Source organism: Rhizobium sp. ZX09 (assembly GCF_017357485.1).
Classification (GTDB): domain Bacteria; phylum Pseudomonadota; class Alphaproteobacteria; order Rhizobiales; family Rhizobiaceae; genus Agrobacterium; species Agrobacterium pusense.
Window position 1 is genome coordinate 180,042 of sequence record NZ_CP031363.1, and the last position, 22,255, is coordinate 202,296.

The following is a 22,255-nucleotide window of genomic DNA, read 5'->3' on the forward strand; positions in this document are numbered from 1 at the left end:
TAGGCAGTCCCGGCCCGCTGTGCAACGGGTAGAAAACGGATGAGCGGCGATGAATGGATCAATCGCTGACGCGCTCGACCAACGCGCCGCAGCGGGTGAGCTTTTCCTCGAGGCGTTCGAAGCCGCGGTCTAGATGATAGACGCGCGACACCATGGTCTCGCCCTCGGCCACGAGGCCGGCAATGACCAGCGACACGGAAGCGCGCAGATCGGTCGCCATCACAGGCGCACCCTTGAGGCGGGAAACGCCTTCGATGCGGGCCATCTGACCGGAAAGCGAAATCTTCGCACCGAGCCGGGCAAGCTCCTGCACATGCATGAAGCGGTTTTCGAAGATCGTTTCGGTAATGTGGGAAACGCCCTGGGAACGGGTCATCAGCGCCATGAACTGCGCCTGCAGGTCTGTCGGGAAGCCGGGGAACGGTTCAGTGACGACATCGACCGGCTGAATGCCATTGCCGTTGCGCACCACGCGCAGGCCGGTTTCCGTCTCGCTGATCGTAGCGCCCGCGAGCCTGAGCGTATCAAGTGCATTGTCGAGCAGCGATGCGCGCGTGCCTTCCAGCACGACATCACCGCCGGTCATGGCCACTGCCATGGCATAGGTGCCGGTTTCAATACGATCGGGCAAAACCCGGTGGCGCGCGCCGGAAAGCGAGGTAACGCCTTCGATGGTGATTGTGGAGGTGCCGGCGCCTTCGATCTTCGCGCCCATTGCGATCAGGCAGTGCGCCAGATCGACAACCTCGGGCTCGCGGGCGGCGTTGTGGATGACGGTTGTGCCACGGGCAAGGCTTGCAGCCATCAGCATCACATGCGTCGCGCCAACCGAAACTTTGGGGAAGGTATAGACCGCGCCGATGAGGCCGCCCTTGGGGGCCGAGGCATTGATGTAGCCGCCATCGATCTCCATCGTCGCGCCGAGCGCCTGCAGGCCCTCGATGAACAGGTCAACGGGACGCGTGCCGATGGCGCAGCCGCCAGGCAGGGAGACGCGGGCGCGGCCCTCACGCGCCAGAAGCGGGCCGATGACCCAGAAGCTTGCACGCATCTTGGAGACCAGCTCGTACGGAGCGGTGGTATCGACAATGGTGCGGCAGGTGAAATGCACGGTACGGGAATAAGCTTCGCCCTGGCTTTCGCGGCGGCCATTCACGGAAATATCCACGCCATGATTGCCGAGGATACGGATCAGCTGCTCCACGTCAGCCAGATGCGGCACGTTTTCGAGCGTCAGCGTATCGCTGGTCAGCAGCGATGCGATCATCAGCGGTAAGGCGGCGTTTTTGGCGCCGGAGATGGGGATGATGCCGTTGAGCTTGTTGCCACCCGTAATTCTGATGCGATCCATGCGTCCCTACGGGCCTGTGCCCGCCTTTCTTTATCGTGCCTTGCGGAAAGGCGCGTCCTTAGACGAATTTCCGCGGCGTTTCAATTTTATGCTGTGAATTCTCTATGAGGATGATTCGTCCGTTTTTGCGGCAGGCAGGCCAATGGTGTCGTCTGCGTCGCCAGCACGGCGCGCGCGAACCTGTTGTTTGCGCTTCAAAAGATTTTCGCGAAGTTTCTTCGCGGCACGCGCCTTCCGTTCCGCCTCGCGCTGGCGCGCCTTTTCGCCGGGCCCCGCCTGCGGCTTGCCGCTGGCCGCTGCGTCGGATACGCCCGCGGAAAAGTCGCCGCAGAGCGCTGTCTTCACCTGTTTGTCGTGATGTTCGGTCATAGATTCAGCAATATCTGAAAAATGCTGTTTTCAACAGGGGGGACGCTTTTTTGCGCCGCTTTATGAAGAATATCGTTTTGCGACTTGCGCTCGTCAAAAACCTGTGGCAATAGGCCGCCACGCTTGATGCTGAAGCAATGCTTCGGCACCGGATGCTGCTATAGCTCAGGGGTAGAGCACTCCCTTGGTAAGGGAGAGGCCGAGAGTTCAAATCTCTCTAGCAGCACCATTTTACCTCGACAATTCAACAAGTTGCGCGCTTACTCAAGCCCTGCACCCTGCATGTTGCTCACCGCATTCCGGCGTGTTGCTGCTTCGTGAAAGCTTGGCAGACGGGAAAACCGCGCCCCTTGCGGAGCGCGGTTTCCATATCCGAATATTCTGTTGCTGCCAGAGCGGGACGAAACCGCCCGTAGCCAACGGGCGCCGCTTACTGACGGAATAGCGACAGGATGTTTTCGGAGCTGGTATTGGCGATGGAGAGCGACTGGATCGCCAGCTGCTGCTGCGTCTGGAGAGCCTTCAATCGCGTGGATTCTTCGTTCATGTCGGCGTCAACGAGGCGGCCGATGCCCTTGTCGATGGAGTCGGACAGCTTGGAAGCGAAGTCTTCCTGCAGATCAATGCGCATCTTGATCGAACCGAGTTGAGCGGCGGCAGACGTCAGGCTGGTGAGAGCCTTTTCGACGCCCTTGAGATAGCTGCCGACATCGGTTGCGGTCATGGCGCTGACGTCCATGGTCAGGACCGACTGGGTGAGGTTGACCGCACCGGCGCCGCTGTTGGTCTCGTCAACGATGATGGCGTCGCCTGCTGCTGCTACCGCGCCGGCTTCAAGAGCTGTATAAGCTGCGGCGAACTTGCCTGCAATTGGCGTGGAAGACGTGATGGAAGCATCCGCCACGACGCTGCCCTTTACCCAGCTGCCATTGACCTTGACGTAGGCTGCGCCACCGCCGACAGCAACGTTGCTGTTAGCGCCGTCGACCTTTGCGCCGAGGGAAAGCAGCTCGTCCGTCGAGTAGGCGCGGACGGAGGCCTGTGTAACGACGCCACCCTTGTTGATATCGACCGTTACCGTATTGGCGTTGAGGCCGGTATAGACCGAGTCGAGAATGCCGGTCTTGGTGCCTGTTGCACGAGTATCCACCAGCACCTTGGATGCATCCAGCGTGTAGCTGATTGTTTTGACCGAAACGGTGCCGCCTTCACGAACGAAAGAGCCGACGACCGACTTGGTGGTCGTTGTGGAGAGATCGCCCTTGAGCCAGTTTTCGCCGGAGAAGGACGCCGAATCGACGATTGCCTTGAGCTGATCCTGAAGCTGCTTGACTTCGCCCTGGATCTTGGCCTTGTCAACGCCGTCTTCTGTTGCGGCAACCAGTTTGTTCTTGATCTGCTTCACGACTTCAACGGCTGATTCCATGCCGGCATAAGCGGTATCGACCTTGGCTGCGCCGAGGCCGAGTGCGTCCTGCACGGCGGAAAGAGCGCCATTGTCGGAACGCATGGTGGTGGCGATCGACCAGTATGCTGCGTTGTCGGAAGCGCCGGCAACTCGCAGGCCGGAAGAAACGCGGGCCTGGGTATTTTCCATGTTCTGGCCGATAGAGCGCAGGGTCTGGAGAGCCGACATGGCCGCAGTGTTGGTAAGAATGCTTGTCATAATATAGTGCCCCTTGAATGGCTGATTAAAGAAGGGACATTCCGGATCACACCGGTGAACGAAAGTGCGGCGTAATGCCTGCTAACCTTTTCTTCGTCTTGGTTAACCAATCGTTTCGATGGGATCGTTTTAAGGGGCGAGTGGTTAACAAAACGCTAAGGCAAGCGCGGGAAAATAAATCCAGCGATAAAAAATAAAAGCCGCGCTTTCAAAAAAGCGCGGCCTGATTTTTTGACGTTGCGATTAACGGAACAGCGTCAAGATGTTCTGGGAGTCGCTGTTTGCGATGGAGAGCGACTGGATTGCCAGCTGCTGCTGCGTCTGGAGAGCCTTGAGCTTGGTGGACTCTTCGTTCATGTCGGCGTCGACGAGGCGGCCGATGCCCTTGTCGATGGAGTCGGACAGCTTGGAAGCAAAGTCTTCCTGCAGGCCGATACGCATGGAGATTGAACCAAGTTCGGCAGCCGCGCTCGTCAGGCTGGTGAGGGCCTTTTCGACGCCCTTGAGATAGCTGCCGACATCGGTTGCGGTCATGGCGCTGACATCCATGGTCAGGACCGACTGGGTGAGGTTGACCGCACCGGCGCCGCTGTTGGTCTCGTCAACGATGATGGCGTCGCCTGCTGCTGCTACCGCGCCGGCTTCAAGAGCTGTATAAGCTGCGGCGAACTTGCCTGCAATTGGCGTGGAAGACGTGATGGAAGCATCCGCCACGACGCTGCCCTTTACCCAGCTGCCATTGACCTTGACGTAGGCTGCGCCACCGCCGACAGCAACGTTGCTGTTAGCGCCGTCGACCTTTGCGCCGAGGGAAAGCAGCTCGTCCGTCGAGTAGGCGCGGACGGAGGCCTGCGTGATGACGCCGCCTTTGTTGATATCGACCGTTACCGTATTGGCGTTGAGGCCGGTGTAAACCGAGTCGAGAATGCCGGTCTTGGTGCCCGTTGCGCGGGTATCTACCAGCACCTTGGATGCATCCAGCGTGTAGCCGATGGTCTTGACCGAAACGGTGCCGCCTTCACGAACGAAGGAGCCGACGACGGACTTGGTGGTCGTTGTGGAGAGATCGCCCTTGAGCCAGTTTTCGCCGGAGAAGGACGCGGAATCCACGATGCCCTTGATCTGATCCTGAAGCTGCTTCACTTCGCCCTGGATCTTGGCCTTGTCAACGCCGTCTTCTGTTGCGGCAACCAGTTTGTTCTTGATCTGCTTTACGACATCAATGATCGATTCCATACCCGCCGAAGCGGTGTCGACCTTGGCTGCGCCGAGGCCAAGTGCGTCCTGCACGGCGGAAAGAGCGCCATTGTCGGAACGCATGGTGGTCGCGATGGACCAATAAGCGGCGTTGTCGGACGCGGAACCAACCCGCAGGCCGGAAGAGACGCTGGCCTGGGTATTTTCCATGTTCTGGCCGATTGTGCGCAGGGTCTGGAGAGCCGACATGGCCGCAGCGTTGGTGAGAATGCTCGTCATAATATAGTGCCCCTTGAATGGCTGATTAAAGAAGGGACATTCCGGTTTCACCGGGAACGGCGCACAGCATCATGCCTGCTAACCGGCTGATTTTTAAAGGTTAGCCCGCCGTTTCGATGGCTTTAGCTAATCTCTCTTTGGTTAATGAAGCCCTAAGCTGAGTCAAAAATCAGCACCTTTTGATTTAAATTTTCAACTCTTGCGTGCGCGCGCGTATCTGAAGGACCTTAAAAAAATGATAAGGCCGCATCTTATTCAAAAGACGCGGCCTTTCATGTGTATAGCTGGTTCAGCCTCCAGCCATTTATTGCTTTATTTCACCAGGTGCTTGGTCAGCCACCACGCAGCTGGTCTAAATTTTGACCCCAGCCCTGGAAGGCTGGGGAATGTTAGGTCTTAACGGAACAGCGACAGAATGTTCTGGGAGTCGCTGTTTGCGATGGAGAGCGACTGGATCGCCAGCTGCTGCTGCGTCTGGAGAGCCTTGAGCTTGGTGGACTCTTCGTTCATGTCGGCGTCAACGAGGCGGCCGATGCCTTTATCGAGAGCATTGGACAGCTTGGAAGCGAAGTCTTCCTGCAGGCCGATACGCATGGAGATTGAACCAAGTTCGGCAGCCGCGCTTGTCAGGCTGGTGAGAGCCTTTTCGACGCCCTTGAGATAGCTGCCGACATCGGTTGCGGTCATGGCGCTGACATCCATGGTCAGGACCGACTGGGTGAGGTTGACCGCACCGGCGCCGCTGTTGGTCTCGTCAACGATGATGGCGTCGCCTGCTGCTGCTACCGCGCCGGCTTCAAGAGCTGTATAAGCTGCGGCGAACTTGCCTGCAATTGGCGTGGAAGACGTGATGGAAGCATCCGCCACGACGCTGCCCTTTACCCAGCTGCCATTGACCTTGACGTAGGCTGCGCCACCGCCGACAGCAACGTTGCTGTTAGCGCCGTCGACCTTTGCGCCGAGGGAAAGCAGCTCGTCCGTCGAGTAGGCGCGGACGGAGGCCTGCGTGATGACGCCACCCTTGTTGATATCGACCGTTACCGTATTGGCGTTGAGCCCGGTATAAGCGGTATCAAGAATGCCGGTCTTGGTGCCCGTTGCGCGGGTATCTACCAGAACCTTGGAGGCGTTGAGAGCGTAATCGATGGTCTTGACCGAAACGGTGCCGCCTTCACGAACGAAGGAGCCGACGACCGACTTGGTAGCTGTGGTGGAGAGATCGCCCTTGAGCCAGTTTTCGCCGGAGAAGGACGCGGAATCCACGATGCCCTTGAGCTGCTCCTGAAGCTGCTTGACTTCGCCCTGGATCTTCGTTTTGTCGGCGGAAGATTCCTGAGCCGTCACCAGCTTGTTCTTGATTTGCTTCACAACGTCGATAACCGCTTCCATGCCGGCAGAAGCCGTGTCGACCTTTGCTGCGCCAAGACCGATAGCATCCTGAACGGCGGAGAGCGAGGCATTGTCGGAACGCATGGTGGTCGCGATGGACCAATAAGCGGCGTTATCGGAAGCCGAGCCAACGCGCATGCCGCTGGAAATGCGGCTCTGGGTGTCTTCCATGTTAGAAGAAATCGAACGCAGCGTCTGAAGAGCAGACATGGCGTTAATGTTTGTAAGAACGCTTGCCATAATAAATGTGTCCCTTGTTTTTACGAGATACTGGAGTGGGGACATTCCGGACTTGGTATTACCGGCCACAACGTTTCGGCTTCATGCCACTCGGTCCAGAAATACTATGTTCTGGAAACCAAACCCGCTGCGTGTGGATTGGAGTTTCCCAGCAAAGAATTGCGCAAGTATTAATTTTGGCGGCTGCTTTGGTGATGAATTACTTATAGTTACTCAGGAGTTATTGAAAATGGTTAGCTATTGCCTGACGATTATAGTTATCCGGCCCCTTGCAAATTAGGTAACCAAAGCCTTAAAACGCGAAACCCCGCTGCCGTGGGGCTGCGGGGTTAACAAACACGATTAACGAAGTTTTATTTTGGCACGAATGCCCGTCAGTTGAACGATCTGACGAGGCTGCCGACAAGCAGGTTCCAGCCGTCGATCAGCACGAAAAACAGGATCTTGAAGGGCAGGGAGATGGAAGTCGGCGGCAGCATCATCATGCCCATGGCCATGGTGATGGTGGCGACGATCAGATCAATGACCAGGAACGGCAGGATGATAAGGAAACCGATCTCGAAACCGCGCCGGATTTCCGACAGCATGAAGGCCGGAACCAGCACTCGATAATCGACGACGTTGTCGGTCATCACTTCCTGGCCGCGTTCGCGGGCAATATCCACGAACAGCTTCAGATCCTTGTCACGCGTATTGGCGTTCATGAAGGTGCGAAAGGGCTCGGCGATGCGCTGCACGGCCTGCTGCTCGTTGATCTGGTTCTGCAACAGCGGTTGCACGCCATCGGTCCAGGCTTTGTCGAAGGTGGGCGACATGACGTAGAAGGTCATGAACATCGCCATCGACAGAAGGATCATGTTCGACGGCGTGGAAGCGAGCCCCATGCCGGAGCGCAGGATAGAGAAAGCGATCACGAAGCGCGGAAAGCTCGTGACCATGATCAGGATGCCGGGCGCGACGGAAAGAACCGTCAGAAGCCCGAAGGTGCGGATGATCCATGCCGCGACAGACCCGTCTATCTGCGTGTTGAACAGATCGGACGGAAATTGCTGGGCATTGGCAAGGCCCGGCAAAGCGAGGAGGACGGCGATGGTTACAAGAAATCGAATCATTCGATGACAAAGGTCCGGAACATGACCTTGGATACGCGCCCTTGAGAGCGCAGGTCAACTCGTTCCTGAATGTCATCCTTAAGATATTGAAAGCCGCGCGGCCCTTCCAGCTGCTGAAGGGAAACGGTGCGGACATAGGCAATGATATCCTGATGGATATCCTCGGCCAGTCCGACTTCCACCGGCCCCTTGAACATCAGCGCCACCTCCAGCCGCACCCAGTTCGTCGAGGGGTAGGCGAGATTGGTGGTGATGGGATCGAGCTGGACGATACGGTTCGGTTCGGCCGCGATTTTCTCGACACCCTCTTCCTTCTTCTCGCCATGACCACCGGCCGCAGCGGTGGCATGGGCCTCCGTTGCGGCAATCTTCGGTGCGATCATGCCGCCGACGAGCCAGCCTCCGCCCGCGCCAAGCAGGGTGAGGATCACAACACCTGCGATGGTCATGATCAGAGGGGAGGATTTCTTCTTGCCCTCTGCCTGTTCGTTTTCCATGGATCAGTCCGTTCCCCGTGTGCGGCGTCAGAGCGGCGAGAACAGGTCGACGACCTGCTGCCCGACCGGAGGCTGCTGCACTTCCGTCAGACGGCCGCGACCGCCGTAGGAGATGCGCGCTTCGGCAATGCGCTCGTAGGAGATCATGTTCTGAGCATCCACATCCTGCGGCCGCACGATGCCGCCAACGTTGAGGATGCGGATTTCATGGTTCACGCGCACTTCCTGCGAGCCGCTGATGATGAGGTTGCCGTTTTCGAGAATACCCGTCACGACAGCGGCCACGAGCAGCGTCAGCTTTTCAGACCGCTTGGTCTTGCCCTTGGCCTGGGTATCGGTGTCGGAGCCGTATTTGATGTTGGAATCCGCGTCCGGTGTCCAGCCAAGTATCTGGGCTTTGGCCTTCCAGTTCAAGCCGCTGGAGTTGGTGCGGTTACGCTCGGTTTCGTTGTCGAAATCGGCCTTGTCGTTGATCTGGATGTTGACGGTCAGGATGTCGCCGATGTTCAGCGCGCGCAGGTCTTTGAAAAGTGCGCCCTGGCTGTCGCTCCACAGTGAATAGCCGCTTGCCATGTGTTTCGGCTGCTTGGGATACATGCCCATCTGCGGTGTCTGGCTGAATTGCAGACCGCTGCCGATCGGGCTCATCGCCGGTGCGTTACCGATTTCCTTCAGGGTCTGGTTGTTCTGGCAGCCTGCCAGGAGAGCGAGCGGCAGGAGGAGGGCCGGAAGACGACGCGTGCTCATGAAGGATCCTTCGAAGTGTTTTTGTCGATTGCCTGCGACATGATGCCGGCGACGGTGGCAGCTTTCTGCGCGTCCATCTCGCTGAGGATGAGGCCGGATTGACGCGGCGGCAGCTGCATGATGATGGCAGCAGCAATCTCCACATGCATCTTCTCGAGCTGCGGTGCGGCGGCATCCGCCTTCATCGTCTTGTAGATGTCGACGAGGTTGCTTTTGGCCTGGTTGAGGAAATGTTCGCGGCGCGCCAGCCAGTCTTCATATTCAGCCTTGCGGTTTTCCAGCACGGAAATGCGCTCGTTTACGTCCGACTGGAGCTTCTCGAGCTCCTGCTTCTGCATCAGATAACGCTGATCCCGGGCTGCATCGGCAATGTTGGTGCAGAATTTCTGGATTTCATCCTGCGTGCTGAGTTCCGAAACCACGTTCTGCTGGCTCTCCGCGCCGGCGGCCGGCAGCAGGAACAGCAGCGACGCGACCGCCGCGAAGCGGACAAGGCCATTCGAAAGCAGGTTTTTGGTCTGACGTTCCATCATTGCAGCACAAGCTCCGCCTGAAGGGCGCCGGCGGATTTGATGCCTTGCAGGATGGCGATGATACCATCAGCCTTGAGCCCGATGCTGTTGAGACCGGCAACCAGCGTGCGAAGGTCAGGCCCTTCGACGATGGCAACCTTACTGCCTTCCTGCATGGCCATGATATCCGTCTGCGGCTGCACCGCCGTTTGGCCGCGCGAGAAGGGTGCCGGCTGAATGACCTGCGGTGATTCGGTCACCTGCACGGTCAGCGTGCCGTAGCTGACGGCGACGCGCGAAATCCGCACATCCGCACCGATGACGATGGTGCCGGTGCGTTCGTTGATGACGACCTTGGCCGGGGTATCCGTCTCGACGGTCAGGTTTTCGATTTCCGCCATCAGCCGGGTGAGATCCGCGACGCGAGGCTTTTGCACCGCGATTTCCTGCGAATCGCGCGGTTCGGCGATCGGATCGCCATAGCGGGCGCGGGCAAAGGCGTTGACGACGTCTGCGACGCGCACGGCCGTCGAAAAGTCGGGGTTGCGCAGCTGAAGGACCAGATTGACCGAATCCTTGAACTTCGACGGCAGCTCCCGTTCGATGATCGCGCCGTTTGGCACGCGCGCCGACGTGGTGACACCCTGGGTCAGCGTTGCCGCATCGCCCTGCGCCGAAAAGCCGTTGACGATCAGTGCGCCCTGCGCGACCGCGTAAATCTGCCCGTCGGCGCCGGAAAGCGACGTCATGATGAGGTTGCCGCCGCGCAGCGAAGAGGCATCGCCGAGTGAGCTCACTGTCACGTCGACGCGGCTGCCGGGGCTCGCGAAGGGCGGCAGATTGGCCGTCACCATCACGGCGGCGATGTTCTTGGCATTCGACTGGCCGCCCTGCGTGGTGATGCCGAGATTCTGCAACATCGCGCGCATGGATTGCTCGGTAAACGGCGAAGAACGCAGGCTGTCGCCCGTGCCCTGCAGGCCGACCACGAGACCGTAACCGATGAGCTGGTTGTCACGTCCTGCCTGCAGCGATGCGATATCCTTGATGCGGGACGTATCCGCATGGGCTGCCGGAACGGAAAGGAAGGGCTGGGCCGAAAACAGGATGGCCGCGGCCAGGATACGAAGCACTCTCATTTCGCCATCACCTGAATGGTTCCGTCCTTCATGACCGTGCCGTTGACGATGACGCCGGAATCGATGTTGCGTACCCGTACGACTTCGCCGAGCGAGCCATCAGTCATCGGTGTTCCCGAAGCCATCAGCGTCATATTGCCGATGGTGAAGACGAGCTTGACGCTGGTGCCGCGCGTGACGAGCGAGGGTTCGCGCAGGGCGGCAACGGGGATCGTGCGGCCGGGAAGCAGGGTCTGCTTGGAGATCATGCCTTCCACTTCGCTGATGTCGCTCGCGTAACCCGCGGAAATATTGGGATTGGTCACCTCCACCGGCTTCACCTGTTCGGACGTGATCGTCTCGCCCGGATAGATGGTACGCACGGGAACCAGCGCCATTGGCGCCTGGGAGAAGGCAGGCGCGAAAGCGCCGATTGAAAAGGCAGACGCCAGGCACATACGGGCGAGTGCCCTTTTGCAGCTGTTATTTTTCCGGCCAAACCTCATGTTCGCCTGCCTTTCCGTTCTTACTTCAGGTTCTTGCTGACAATCGAAGCCATTTCGTCAGCGGTGGTGATGACTTTGGAATTCATCTCATAGGCGCGCTGCGCCGTGATGAGGTCGGTGATTTCCTTGACGGCGTCGACGTTCGAGCCTTCGAGGTAGGATTGCTTGATATAGCCGTAGCTCGGATCGTCGGGCACGCCGATGACGGCGTCGCCGGAAGCCGGTGTCTGGGCGAAGAGGTTGTCGCCGAGCGGCTTCAGGCCGGCTTCGTTGGCGAAGTTGGCGATGGTCAGCTGGCCAAGCTCGGTGAAGTCGGCGGCGTTGCCGATACGGGCCGTCACCTGACCCGTGCGGGTAACGGTGATGTCCTGCGCGTCGGTCGGGATATTGATATTCGGAATGACGTTATAGCCATCCACCGTCACGAGATTACCATCGGCGTTCTTGTTAAAGGCGCCGGCGCGGCTGTAGAGCGTCGAACCATCGGCCGCCTCGATCTGGAACCAGCCCTGACCGATGATCGCGACGTCGAGCTTGTTGCCGGTCTCGATCAGATTGCCCTGGGTGTGGATGTTGCGCACGGCCGAGGTCTGCACGCCGAGGCCAATATTGGCGCCCTCGGGCACGATCGCCTGGTTGGCGCGGTTTGGCACGCCCTGCATGCGCTCGGTCTGATAGAGAAGATCGGTGAACTCCGCCCGCGCGCGCTTGTAACCGGTGGTGTTGATGTTGGCGATGTTGTTGGCGATGACTTCCAGATTGGTCTGCTGGGCGTCCATACCGGTGGCAGCGATGGCAAGAGCTCTCATGTCAATATTCCTGCTGGGCTAGATCTGCATCTTGGTAATGTCGAGATAGGCCGACACGATCTTGTCTCGGAGCGCGATGGCGGTTTGCAGCGACTGCTCGGCCGAAAGCATGGCATCGACGACTTCACGCGTATTCGCCTTGCCCTGAATGCCTTCAAAAGAAGCGACTTCGGCCTTCTTGAGGTTGTTCATCGCGTCAACGGAAACATTACCGAGAACGCTTGCGAAGCTCTGGCCGGTCTGCTGCGCTGGTGTCGTCTTCTCGCTGCCGAAAATATTGTCGGTGAGCGAGGAAACGCTGCCGGCGCCGCGCGTCAGCGAGAGGGAGCCGAGTTGTTTGATGCCGTCGATCATTGCGATGCCTTCAGAAGGTCGATGGTGGAGGCGACGAGGTCGCGTGTCTGGCGGATGACCTGAAGATTGGCGTCGTAGCTGCGGTTTGCTTCGCGCATGTCTGCCATTTCGATCAGGATGTTGACGTTCGGCATCTTCACCATGCCGTTTGCGTCGGCGGCCGGATTGCCGGGGTCGTATTCGTTGATGAAGTCGCCGCGATCGACGCCGAGCTTTTTCACCGTCACGCGCTCGACGCCGCTGACACGGTCGAGTTCCGAACCGAAGGTGACTGTCTTGCGGCGATAGGGGTCCGCGCCTGGTGTGTCACCCGTCGATCTGGCATTGGCGATGTTTTCAGACACGATGCGCAGTCGGGTGGACTGCACTTCCAGGCCGCTGCCGGCGATCTTGCTCGCCGCACTCAAGGGATCCATGGCTTACCTCTTAACCGTCATCAGCATCATGCGATGGAAGGATTTGACGAGATTGGCATTCAGCTCGTACTGTCGCTTGATCTCGCCGGTCTTGGTCATTTCTTCCGCAAGCGCGACCGAATTGCCCGATTCCTGCATGCCGATCTCGTTGTTGACGGGGTTGTCGCGCACCGCGATGTTGTCGCTGAGTGTGCTCTCGCCGAAGTGGGCAGGGTTGGTCCTCGCCATGCCGACCTGCTGGCTGGTGGCCTGCATGACCGCTTCGAATGGGCTGACATCCTTGGCGTGGAACTTGGGTGTGTTGGCGTTGGCGATGTTGGTCGCCACGACTTCCTGCCGCACGCTCAGCCATTCCGCTTGGCGGGATGCCAGTTCGAACAGTTGAATCGGTTGCATAGACTTCTCCATCTCGTATGCCCCGAACCTACGGGGCTAATCTTGCGTCAGACTTGCGGAGAAGACGAAGGGGTGCGACGACGGGAAAAGGCGCATGGATGCGCGGCCTGCACAACGAAAAAAGGCGCGCCAGCAGATGCCGCGCGCCTTTTGATCGGAAGAAATTTCTTTTATTTTTCGGGGTGATAGGTTTTTCCAGAGGATGTCTCTATCAACCACTCGCCGTTGCGTTGCTCGATTTTCGTCAGCAGCGCATTATCAGGCAGGGTCGAGCCGACCCTCACCATATACATGCCCGAACCGTCTTCGATCAGGGCGCGGCCGTTGGAGACATGCAGCAGACGGAAGGCGGTCTGGCCGGGGAAGGGCTGGTCCTCGACCCCGGCTGCGAGATTGTTCTGTTTTTCCTTGCCGCCTGCGTTCACGGTCGCCGTCGTCAGCATGTCGGGCAGTTCGGCCGGCGGTGGGGTGTCTTCCTTGTTGCGATTGGTCATCGCCATCGGAGAAACACTGAAGACTTCCCGCGGGCCGGTATGGGGCAGATCGCGGGTGCGGTCGCCGCCAGCCACCTTCATGCCGAATTTTTCCTCGTTGAAGAACACGTACCAGGGGAAGAAGGCCGCTGCAGCGGCAAGCGTGATGCCTGTCCATGCCAGAATACGGTCGGGTGTGAAGAAAACGGGCTTGGGCAGCACGCCTTCATCGTAGCTATCGTTATTCCGCTTTTTCTTCACGGTCAGCCTCTCATTCTCGGGGTTACCTGCGGCTGGCCGTTCTGCGCGCCGCCGCGCAATGCGGTCGCAAGGTCAGCATAGGCATCCTGTGCCGCGGGTTCGTTCGGCAGCTGTTTCAGCGTTTCATAGATGATCGGAACCTGCTTCACCGCCATGTCGAGGTCTGGGTCGGTGCCCGGCCGGTAACCGCCGATGAGGCGAAGATCCCGCGTTTCCTCGAAGCGATGCACCAGCGCCTTGAGGCGCGAGACCAGCTTTTCCTGATCCGGCGTCCATGCTTTCTTGGCGAGACGCGAGATCGAGGCGAGCGGATTGATCGGCGGGTAGCGGCCTTCTTCTGCAAGGCTGCGGTCGAGCACAATGTGACCATCGAGAATACCGCGGGTCGAATCGGCGATCGGATCGTTATGATTGTCTCCATCCACCAGAATGGAAACGATGGCGGTGATGGTGCCCGTGCCTTCGGCGCCCGGTCCCGCCCGCTCGAGAAGACGCGGCAACTCGGTGAAGACGGAGGCGGGGTAACCGCGCGCCACCGGCGGTTCACCCGAAGCAACGGCCACTTCGCGGATCGCATGGGCAAATCGCGTCACGCTGTCAATGATGAGGAGGACATTGTCGCCCTGATCGCGGAAATGCTCTGCAATGGTGACGGCGGAAAGTGGCGCCATCTTGCGCAGCATCGGGCTTTCATCGCTCGTCGCGACAACGGCGATGGACTTGCTCATGTTCTCGCCCATCGTATCTTCAATGAATTCGCGCACTTCACGTCCGCGCTCGCCGACCAGTGCAATCACCACCTTGTCGAAGGCGTCAGCCTTTGCAAGCATGGACAGCAGCGTGGATTTGCCGACGCCCGAGCCGGCGAAAATGCCAAGGCGCTGGCCGAGACACAGCGGCGAAAAAATATCGATTGCCCGCACCCCGGTCTTGAACGGGGTCTCCACCCTCTTGCGGGTCATTGAGGGTGGCGCATTGTTGGAAATCGAACGGCGTTCAAGGCCCGCGGCAAGCGGTCCATGGCCGTCGATAGGTTCACCAAGCGCATTGATGGTGCGTCCGCACCAGCTATCATCAGGCGCGACACGGAAGGCGCCCTTGCGGATGACGGTATCGTGAATGCCGATCGGTTCGCCCGGCTCGATAGGGCACACGTAGCAGATATCCGGCTCAACGCGCACCACTTCGCCGAGATGGATGCCGGTCGGGCTGCGATGGGCGACAAACTCGCCAAGCCGCACATGCCGGGACAGGCCGGACACGGTATAGTGCCCGGCTGCGATGGTGCGAACGTGGCCGCCCGGCGCCACCGAAAATTCCGGATCGGCATAATGTCCGGCAAGGCCGGCCAGTTGGGCGAGCTTCGGTGAAATGGCTTCAGCCGAAAGCATGGATACCGGCATTGTCATTGGTCAGTTCCTCAGCGCGCGCCACCAAGCGTCTTGATGCCCTCACCGAAGGTCGATTCGGTATCGCGCATCAGAGAGGAGATGCTTTCGAAGGCACGGTTGACCTGGATGAGCTGCGTCATCTGGGAAATCCCGTTTACGTTCGACTGTTCGAGATAACCCTGAACGACGCCGACCTCGTGATTGTTGACGACGGGGACCGGCTGAGCCACGGGCTTCACGCCGCTATTGGGGTGGCGCAGGAAACCTTGCGAAAAATCCGCCTGGAAGATGCCAAGCGTGGCGACGATGTTTTCGTTCTGCCTGATGGCTCCGTCAAGACCCACGGTAATCGGGCCGCCATTCGGATTGAGCTGGATCGGGCCGCCGCCGGCGTCGAGGACCGGGTAACCGCTGGAGGAGATGAGCGCGCCGTCAGGCCGCATGGTGAAGCGGCCGTCACGGGTCAGAATCTGACCGTCGGGCGTATCCAGCGAGAACCAGGCATCGCCCTTGATGGCGAAATCGAAGGAATTGCCGGTCTGCTCGAAAGCGCCCTGGCGCGTGGAGAGATAGTCGTTGCCCTGGGACACGAAGGCGATCTTGGCATTCATGTCATTATGGTTCTTGGCGACCATTTCGTCGAATTTCACTTCGGAACCGCGGAAGCCGACCGTGTTCACATTCGCCATATTGTCGGAAATGGTGGTAAGACGACGCTCCAGCGCGATCTGCGAGGACAAGGCGACGTATAGTCCGGATTGCATATCATTTGCCTCCGAGTTTCAGGGAGTTGATGGATATCAGCAGGTCGGCGGAGATACCGTAGCCGCTGGAGGAGCCGAAGACGGCGAGGGGATCGTAGGTCGTCGAGGGGTTTTGCATTTCCCACATGATGGTGAAACGCTCCAGCAGCTTGCCGACCTTTTCAGGATCCTGCAGGTCCTTGACATCTATCGTTTTTTCGATGAGGGCGGCCTGTTTCTCGACATCTGCCCCGGCGAATTCGTCGGGCAGGTTATAGGCCGTGCGAAACACCTGCGCGAGCGCATCGTCGGCCAGAAAGTCGAGGCCGGATTTGATCGTCGGCGCCTTGCGCTCGAAATAAAGGGCGAGACGAACACCGTTATTGTCGTCGCCCGCTTCCTGTTCCAGCGTCTGCCGGGTGTATTTGGTAATGACGCCCGACTGGGCTGCATCGACCGAAGTCGCCGCCGCACCCAGATCCGCGAAATTCAGCGATTTCGCGAAATCCGCGTAACGGCTGTCAGAAAGCTTGTTGGCGAAGGCATTCTTGTCGGTCGCGCCTTCTGTCAGGACCTTGCGGATGAAGGCTTTCGCATAGGCCATATCCTCAAGCCCGTGCGCCTTGAGCGCGTAATTGTAAAGGCGGGTATCCGCCATGAAATCGTCTATGGATTTCACGTCGCCGATCTTTGCGCGGTAATATTCGGTCTCACGCGCCACGTCCGGCTGCTTCGACACCCGCTCAAGCGACTTGCCGATATCCTGACTGATCAGTCTGTAGCTGGTGTAGGTGGAAGTCACTGAACCGCCGCTCTCGTTTGATCCCGATCTCAAGGCGCACGTCCGCCTTTGCCGGCATAGTGCCGCGGCTTGCTTGTGCGAAACTGGCTGGAGGCTGAAGCGCGGAGAGGCTTTGCGGACAGGTTCACGCAAGCCACATTTTTTAGACATGGCGGCATGGAACACTGTTCGGGCGTGGTCGATCAATGAATATTGTAATTGGACTTATAATCACCTTCGGCTGCATCATCGGCGGCTACATGGCGATGGGCGGTCATCTGGACGTGCTGATTCAGCCGTTCGAATTGATGATCATCGGCGGCGCCGGTCTCGGCGGCTTCATCATGGCGAACCCGATGAAGGTCGTGAAGGATTCGGGAAAGGCGCTCGGCGAGGCCTTCAAGCACTCGGTTCCGAAGGAGCGCAACTATCTCGACGTGCTCGGCGTGCTTTATTCGCTGATGCGCGACCTGCGCACGAAATCGCGCAACGAGATCGAGGCTCATATCGACAATCCCGAGGAATCCTCGATCTTCCAGAGCGCGCCATCGGTTCTGAAGAACAAGGAACTGACCTCGTTCATTTGTGACTATGTCCGCCTCATCATCATCGGCAATGCCCGCAGCCACGAAATCGAGGCGCTGATGGATGAAGAAATCGAGACCATCCTCCACGACAAGCTGAAGCCTTACCACGCGATCACCACCATGGGCGATTCCTTCCCTGCCATCGGTATCGTCGCAGCGGTTCTCGGCGTCATCAAGGCGATGGGCAAGATCAATGAATCGCCTGAAGTGCTGGGCGGCCTCATCGGCGCCGCGCTGGTCGGCACCATGCTCGGTATCATCCTGTCCTATTCGATCTGCAATCCGCTCGCCTCGCAGGTCAAGATCGTCCGCACCAAGCAGCATCGCCTCTACATCATCGTCAAGCAGACGCTGATCGCCTACATGAACGGTTCGGTGCCGCAGGTCGCGCTTGAATATGGCCGCAAGACCATCTCCAACTACGAGCGGCCGTCCATCGACGCCGTCGAGCAGGAGATGATGAATCCCGGCGGCGAAAACAAGGCGGCATGACCATGGCAAAAGCTGCAGCGCAAAAAGCTCCCGCCATCGACACCGCCTTGCTCGCGAAACTCACCGGCGGGCTTTCCGACCGCAGGACGATCGCGAAGATCGGTTCCGATATCGGCCACCTCTACAGCGAATTCCTGCCGGATATTTTTCACAGCGAGACCGGCATTGCGATAGACGTCGAATATATCGGCTCCGAATCGGGGCTCATGACCGACCTGATCGCCAATGTCGGGCAGAATGTCGCGGTGGCCGATTGTTCCCTGCGCAACTGGTGCCCGAACTTCATGATGACGGTCGGTAATGGCTTCGTCATCGCGCTCATGGAGCGCATGCTCGGTGCAGCACCGGACAGCATCGGCGAACCCGATGAGCGCAGTCTTTCCCATATCGAGCTCGATCTGGCTGCCATGGTCCTAGGACGTATCGGCGGCGTGCTCCGTTCCGGAGTCAATGCGCCGGGCGGTTTTGAAGCGGCTATCGAGCCGCCGTTCAATTCCAATGGCAAAAGTGCCTTCGACGAGATGATTGCGGGCCTCTACGGCGTTAACATCCGCATGAAAATCGACATTGGCAAAGTGTCGTCGGAATTCTCGCTGATCATACCGCAGCGTCCGTTGCTCAAGACATCCATCGTCGCTCCCAAGGCTTCAGCTCAGGCGCTGAAGAAGCAGGAAGAGTGGATGGAGATGATCTCGGAACAGGTGAAGAGATCGCAGGTCACGCTTGAGGCGCGCATCAAGCTCGAAACGCTGACACTCCGTACGATTTCGAAGCTGGTGGCCGGCGATGTCATTCCGTTTCAGGCCCTCAACCAGGACGATATCGGCGTTGAGGTCAGTGCTAACGGTTCCAAGCTCTATAATTGCGAATTCGGCAAGTCAGGCGACCGCTACATGGTTCGGGTCAAGAACAATGTTAGCACGGACGACGAGATCTTACGACATTTGATGGGTTAAAATCCTGCCCGACCTTTTTGGGTTTGGGCAGGCTGACGCAAGTTTCAAAGGGAATAATCAGCGCATGGCTACGAAGAAAACACCTGTGACCGATGATGCGGCGTTGCCGTCGTTTGAAGACGGCGGCGACCTCGACCAGGCTATCGGCGATCTGCGTGGCGTCCTCAAGACGGATGCGGAAGGCTCGCTCTCCGATTTTGGCGACTTCGGCGATTTCGGAAATACGGACGAGGTTTCTACGGATACCGACCTTTCCGCCTTCGGTGGCGGAGCGGCCGATTTTGCGATGGACGATTTTGCCGCCGCCCCGCAGGTTGCGGGCGTAAAGGCACCGCTGGGCAGCGGCCTGTCCGAAAACATCGACCTGATCATGGATATCCCGATCGATGTCCAGATCGTTCTCGGCACCAGCCGAATGCTCGTCTCGGGGCTGATGAGCCTGGAGGAGGGCGCGACGATCGCACTCGACCGCAAGATCGGCGAGCCGGTCGAGATCATGGTGAATGGCCGCCGTATTGCGCGCGGTGAAATAACGGTTCTGGAAGACGACGATACGCGCTTCGGCGTAAAATTGATTGAAGTACTGAGTACGAAGAAAGCCTGATCCCTGTGGGGACGGAGAGGAAAGACCATGATGGACTTTGAAGATTTCGGTAACCCAATTGCGGGCAAACCGTTGTCTCAGGCCGACAAGGCGGCCGCGGTGCTTCTTGCCATGGGCAAGGGCGTCGCCGGCAAGCTGCTGAAGTTTTTCACGCAGCACGAATTGCAGATGATCATTTCCTCGGCCCAGACCCTTCGCGTCATTCCTCCCGATGAACTTGCGCAGATCGTGGCCGAGTTCGAGGACCTGTTCACCGAAGGAACGGGTCTGATGGACAATGCCAAGGCAATCGAGAGCATTCTCGAAGAAGGTCTGACCCCTGAAGAAGTGGACAGCCTTCTCGGCCGCCGCGCAGCGTTCCAGGCCTATGAAGCATCGATCTGGGACCGCCTGCAGGAAGCAGAGCCGGAATTCGTCGGCAAGTTCCTGCTGCGCGAACATCCGCAGACCATTGCCTATATTCTCTCCATGCTGCCTTCGTCCTTCGGTGCCAAGGTTCTTTTGACCATTCCGGAAGAGCAGCGCGCCGATATCATGAACCGCACGGTGAACATGAAGGAGGTGAGCCCGACGGCCGCCCAGATCATCGAGAAGCGTGTGGTCAACCTCATCAACGAAATCGAAGCCGAGCGCAATGCCGGCGGTTCCACGAAGGTTGCCGACCTGATGAACGAACTGGACAAGCCGCAGGTCGATACGTTGCTCAGCTCGCTCGAGACGCTCAGCAAGGAAGCCGCAAACAAGGTCAAGCCGAAGATCTTCCTCTTCGACGACCTCATGTTCATGCCGCAGCGCAGCCGCGTCATGCTGCTGAACGATGTGTCGGCCGATGTTTTGACGATGGCGCTGCGCGGCGCCACGATGGAAATCAAGGAATGTGTGCTTTCCAGCATCAGCCCGCGCCAGCGCCGCATGATCGAATCGGACCTTGCGGTGCCGCAGGCCTCGATCAACACCCGCGAAGTGGCGATTGCCCGCCGTGCCGTTGCACAGGAGGCGATCCGGCTGGCCAATTCCGGCCAGATCCAGCTGAAGGACGCTGCCGCGGAAGAACAATCGGCTGCGGCCTGAGTGGAAGCCGGTTGATAACCGGCTCATCTGCTGCAGGCGGCCATTGCGGTGGCCAGCCGCCGGCGCTAGTTTCGGGACGACGGCCTGCCGGGATCGGCGGGCCTTTTTTTATCCCGGGAACGTGCCTTGGCAGACGATCAGGACAAGGACAGTAAAACAGAAGCCCCAACGGAGAAAAAACTCCGTGATGCGGCGGAAAAGGGCAATCTGCCCTTTTCCCGTGAAGTGCCGATCTTTGCGTCTTCACTGGCCTTTTACTGTTATCTCGTTTTCTTTCTGCCCGACGGTGCCAGCCGCATCGGCGAGACGCTGAAGGACCTGTTCGGCCAGCCCGAACAATGGGACCTCAGCACCAGGCCAGACGCCCTGTCGCTTTTGTACTTCCTCGGCACGTCCATGGCCTATCTGCTCATGCCGGCCATGATCATGTTCATCGTCTTCGGCCTCGCCTCTTCGTTTTTCCAGAACCTGCCGTCGCCGGTGCTGGAACGGGTGCGCCCGCAATGGTCCCGCGTATCGCCCGCCAAGGGTTTCACGCGCATCTATAGCAAGCAGGGTTTCGTGGAATTCGGAAAGTCCGTTTTCAAGATCATGATCGTCTCGACCATCATGTTCTTCGCTCTGCGCGGCGAGTTCTACAGCCTCATCGACCTGATGTTTTCCGATCCGCAGGTTATCTTTGTCCGGGTCGTCGAGATCGTTAAAAAGATGATGATCGTAATCCTGCTTTCGACCGCATTGCTTGCCGCCGTGGACGTTTTATGGACGCGCCATCACTGGTTCACCCAGCTAAAAATGACGAAGCATGAGGTGAAGGAAGAATACAAGCAGTCGCAGGGCGACCCGGTCGTCAAATCCCGTCAGCGATCGATTGCCCGCGACCGTGCCCGCCGCCGCATGATCAACAACGTGCCTCGCGCGACCCTCGTCATCGCCAACCCGACACACTTTGCGGTGGCGTTGCGTTACGTGCGTGAGGAAAGCGACGCGCCTGTTGTCGTTGCCAAGGGCCAGGACCTTATCGCATTGAAAATCCGCGAGATTGCGGAAGAAAATAATATCCCCGTTTTTGAGGACCCGCCGCTTGCGCGCTCCATGTTTGCGCAAGTCTCGATCGATAGTGTGATTCCACCAGCCTTTTACAAGGCTGTGGCTGAGCTTGTTCATCGGGTTTACGCCATGAAGTCATCGAAAATACGGGTTCAATAAGACCAATGAAAAAATCCGCCTATTCTGAACAGCGGGAAATGATCGTCGCAGAGGCGATCAACCCGATCGCTACAGAACTACGATTGCTAGACCCGGCCGACCTGATTTCGCTGCTCAGATTCGAGTGCTACGGCAGCATTGCCGATCTCGTGTCATCGGCTGCGGAGCTTTATTATCATCCCGGTACGATCAATTTCGGCGCCGGCGGCGAATATAAACTCGAATGGGAAGGCGCGCCGGAGATCGTTCTCGATCTCGAAATAAAACCGATGGGCGCCACGGTCTATGCACAATTGATCTTGGCCAATGAACATGCGGCGGTCGAAATCAATCACGTGTCGTTTCAGAACCCTTCGGAAAATCCGGACGAAAACACCGAGTTCCTCCGCCATAGCCTGATGGCCGCCCGATTCGTTTCGACCCACCAGGGCGAAGCGGCCTGAACCATCCGCCGAATATCCAGCCGATGACCGGTTGCGACTGCCGAAACGGCGGTCGCGACGGTTTTGCCTGATCGCTTTTTCACCCGACCTTGCCCGAAGCCTGCCACCGCGCGCAAAACCGTTATGGGAAAGCGAGGAACGCCTTGCAAATCAGCGTTGTTGTTTGGTACCTATCGAATTAACGATTTGTTAACGAACGGCAGGTCGCGGTGGATCAATTTAACCACCGCCGATGCGCATGATGCCTCTGCTCGTTTCCGGCGCAGCGCCGGATTATTTCTTACAT

Annotated in this window: 25 protein-coding genes and 1 tRNA gene; 7 read left to right on the forward strand and 19 right to left on the reverse strand. The window is 58.5% G+C overall.

All coding sequences use genetic code 11. The features are described from left to right. Window positions 1-58 precede the first annotated feature (58 nt). Entirely contained in the window at window positions 59-1,351 is a 1,293-nt protein-coding gene (gene murA / locus BTN45_RS00865; RefSeq protein WP_004439925.1) for a UDP-N-acetylglucosamine 1-carboxyvinyltransferase, read from the reverse strand. Between the two features lie 102 nt (window positions 1,352-1,453). After that, window positions 1,454-1,720, reverse strand: coding sequence for a hypothetical protein (locus BTN45_RS00870; RefSeq protein WP_207588575.1), 267 nt, complete (start codon window positions 1,718-1,720; stop codon window positions 1,454-1,456). 154 nt (window positions 1,721-1,874) lie between these two features. Here BTN45_RS00870 and BTN45_RS00875 point away from each other — a divergent pair. Then, window positions 1,875-1,949, forward strand: a tRNA-Thr gene (locus BTN45_RS00875). Between the two features lie 201 nt (window positions 1,950-2,150). Here the strand turns inward: BTN45_RS00875 and BTN45_RS00880 are convergent. The 17 genes from BTN45_RS00880 to BTN45_RS00960 form a co-directional block, all read right to left on the reverse strand. Beyond that, complete coding sequence (locus BTN45_RS00880) at window positions 2,151-3,386, reverse strand: flagellin (RefSeq protein ID WP_207588576.1); 1,236 nt, start codon at window positions 3,384-3,386, stop codon at window positions 2,151-2,153. 243 nt (window positions 3,387-3,629) lie between these two features. Next, window positions 3,630-4,862 carry a flagellin gene (locus tag BTN45_RS00885; RefSeq protein WP_207588577.1) on the reverse strand — a complete coding sequence of 411 codons (1,233 nt, stop codon included), beginning with the start codon at window positions 4,860-4,862 and terminating at the stop codon, window positions 3,630-3,632. Window positions 4,863-5,258: 396 nt separating this feature from the next. Further along, window positions 5,259-6,491: a flagellin gene (locus BTN45_RS00890; RefSeq protein WP_207588578.1), complete on the reverse strand. Its 1,233-nt coding sequence runs from the start codon at window positions 6,489-6,491 to the stop codon at window positions 5,259-5,261. Between the two features lie 374 nt (window positions 6,492-6,865). Further along, window positions 6,866-7,603, reverse strand: a complete 738-nt coding sequence (gene fliP, locus BTN45_RS00895; protein ID WP_004439940.1) for a flagellar type III secretion system pore protein FliP — start codon at window positions 7,601-7,603, stop codon at window positions 6,866-6,868. Next, a complete protein-coding gene (locus BTN45_RS00900) occupies window positions 7,600-8,100 on the reverse strand; it encodes a flagellar basal body-associated FliL family protein (protein ID WP_207588580.1) in 501 nt (166 codons plus the stop codon). Before BTN45_RS00900 ends, fliP begins: the two co-directional genes overlap by 4 nt. A 27-nt stretch (window positions 8,101-8,127) precedes the next feature. Then, a complete protein-coding gene (gene flgH / locus BTN45_RS00905; RefSeq protein WP_004439948.1) occupies window positions 8,128-8,847 on the reverse strand; it encodes a flagellar basal body L-ring protein FlgH in 720 nt (239 codons plus the stop codon). Beyond that, window positions 8,844-9,380, reverse strand: coding sequence for a MotE family protein (locus tag BTN45_RS00910; protein WP_207588582.1), 537 nt, complete (start codon window positions 9,378-9,380; stop codon window positions 8,844-8,846). Before BTN45_RS00910 ends, flgH begins: the two co-directional genes overlap by 4 nt. Beyond that, window positions 9,377-10,498 (reverse strand): flagellar basal body P-ring protein FlgI, encoded by a 1,122-nt coding sequence (locus BTN45_RS00915; protein ID WP_022555612.1) that lies wholly within the window; start codon window positions 10,496-10,498, stop codon window positions 9,377-9,379. Before BTN45_RS00915 ends, BTN45_RS00910 begins: the two co-directional genes overlap by 4 nt. After that, window positions 10,495-10,983, reverse strand: coding sequence for a flagellar basal body P-ring formation chaperone FlgA (flgA, locus tag BTN45_RS00920; RefSeq protein WP_004439958.1), 489 nt, complete (start codon window positions 10,981-10,983; stop codon window positions 10,495-10,497). Before flgA ends, BTN45_RS00915 begins: the two co-directional genes overlap by 4 nt. A 20-nt stretch (window positions 10,984-11,003) precedes the next feature. Next, window positions 11,004-11,792, reverse strand: a complete 789-nt coding sequence (gene flgG / locus BTN45_RS00925) for a flagellar basal-body rod protein FlgG (RefSeq protein ID WP_003503427.1) — start codon at window positions 11,790-11,792, stop codon at window positions 11,004-11,006. 18 nt (window positions 11,793-11,810) lie between these two features. Next, window positions 11,811-12,146: a flagellar hook-basal body complex protein FliE gene (locus BTN45_RS00930; RefSeq protein ID WP_022555613.1), complete on the reverse strand. Its 336-nt coding sequence runs from the start codon at window positions 12,144-12,146 to the stop codon at window positions 11,811-11,813. After that, window positions 12,143-12,562 (reverse strand): flagellar basal body rod protein FlgC, encoded by a 420-nt coding sequence (flgC, locus tag BTN45_RS00935; RefSeq protein WP_004439964.1) that lies wholly within the window; start codon window positions 12,560-12,562, stop codon window positions 12,143-12,145. Before flgC ends, BTN45_RS00930 begins: the two co-directional genes overlap by 4 nt. A gap of 3 nt (window positions 12,563-12,565) precedes the next feature. After that, on the reverse strand, window positions 12,566-12,958 hold the full coding sequence (gene flgB, locus BTN45_RS00940) for a flagellar basal body rod protein FlgB (RefSeq protein ID WP_004439967.1): 393 nt from the start codon (window positions 12,956-12,958) through the stop codon (window positions 12,566-12,568). A gap of 170 nt (window positions 12,959-13,128) precedes the next feature. Next, window positions 13,129-13,692: a hypothetical protein gene (locus BTN45_RS00945; RefSeq protein WP_022555614.1), complete on the reverse strand. Its 564-nt coding sequence runs from the start codon at window positions 13,690-13,692 to the stop codon at window positions 13,129-13,131. 2 nt (window positions 13,693-13,694) lie between these two features. Next, window positions 13,695-15,101 (reverse strand): flagellar protein export ATPase FliI, encoded by a 1,407-nt coding sequence (gene fliI / locus BTN45_RS00950; protein WP_207588584.1) that lies wholly within the window; start codon window positions 15,099-15,101, stop codon window positions 13,695-13,697. Between the two features lie 11 nt (window positions 15,102-15,112). After that, window positions 15,113-15,847 (reverse strand): flagellar basal-body rod protein FlgF, encoded by a 735-nt coding sequence (gene flgF, locus BTN45_RS00955; protein ID WP_004439975.1) that lies wholly within the window; start codon window positions 15,845-15,847, stop codon window positions 15,113-15,115. Between the two features lies 1 nt (window position 15,848). After that, complete coding sequence (locus BTN45_RS00960; protein WP_006698197.1) at window positions 15,849-16,628, reverse strand: DUF1217 domain-containing protein; 780 nt, start codon at window positions 16,626-16,628, stop codon at window positions 15,849-15,851. Window positions 16,629-16,813: 185 nt separating this feature from the next. Here BTN45_RS00960 and motA point away from each other — a divergent pair, with 185 nt between their 5' ends. The 6 genes from motA (at window position 16,814) to BTN45_RS00990 (ending at window position 21,969) form a co-directional block, all read left to right on the forward strand. Then, complete coding sequence (motA, locus tag BTN45_RS00965; protein WP_004439982.1) at window positions 16,814-17,686, forward strand: flagellar motor stator protein MotA; 873 nt, start codon at window positions 16,814-16,816, stop codon at window positions 17,684-17,686. Continuing rightward, the gene (locus BTN45_RS00970) at window positions 17,683-18,642 is read left to right on the forward strand and encodes a FliM/FliN family flagellar motor switch protein (RefSeq protein ID WP_022555618.1); all 960 of its coding nucleotides are present in this window, start codon (window positions 17,683-17,685) and stop codon (window positions 18,640-18,642) included. The genes motA and BTN45_RS00970 overlap by 4 nt, the downstream gene beginning before the upstream one ends. A 64-nt stretch (window positions 18,643-18,706) precedes the next feature. Then, on the forward strand, window positions 18,707-19,246 hold the full coding sequence (fliN, locus tag BTN45_RS00975) for a flagellar motor switch protein FliN (RefSeq protein WP_207588587.1): 540 nt from the start codon (window positions 18,707-18,709) through the stop codon (window positions 19,244-19,246). A gap of 27 nt (window positions 19,247-19,273) precedes the next feature. After that, complete coding sequence (gene fliG, locus BTN45_RS00980; RefSeq protein WP_004439994.1) at window positions 19,274-20,317, forward strand: flagellar motor switch protein FliG; 1,044 nt, start codon at window positions 19,274-19,276, stop codon at window positions 20,315-20,317. 126 nt (window positions 20,318-20,443) lie between these two features. Next, window positions 20,444-21,526 (forward strand): flagellar biosynthesis protein FlhB, encoded by a 1,083-nt coding sequence (flhB, locus tag BTN45_RS00985; RefSeq protein WP_004439997.1) that lies wholly within the window; start codon window positions 20,444-20,446, stop codon window positions 21,524-21,526. A gap of 5 nt (window positions 21,527-21,531) precedes the next feature. Next, the gene (locus tag BTN45_RS00990) at window positions 21,532-21,969 is read left to right on the forward strand and encodes a hypothetical protein (protein ID WP_112636815.1); all 438 of its coding nucleotides are present in this window, start codon (window positions 21,532-21,534) and stop codon (window positions 21,967-21,969) included. Window positions 21,970-22,255 lie beyond the last annotated feature (286 nt).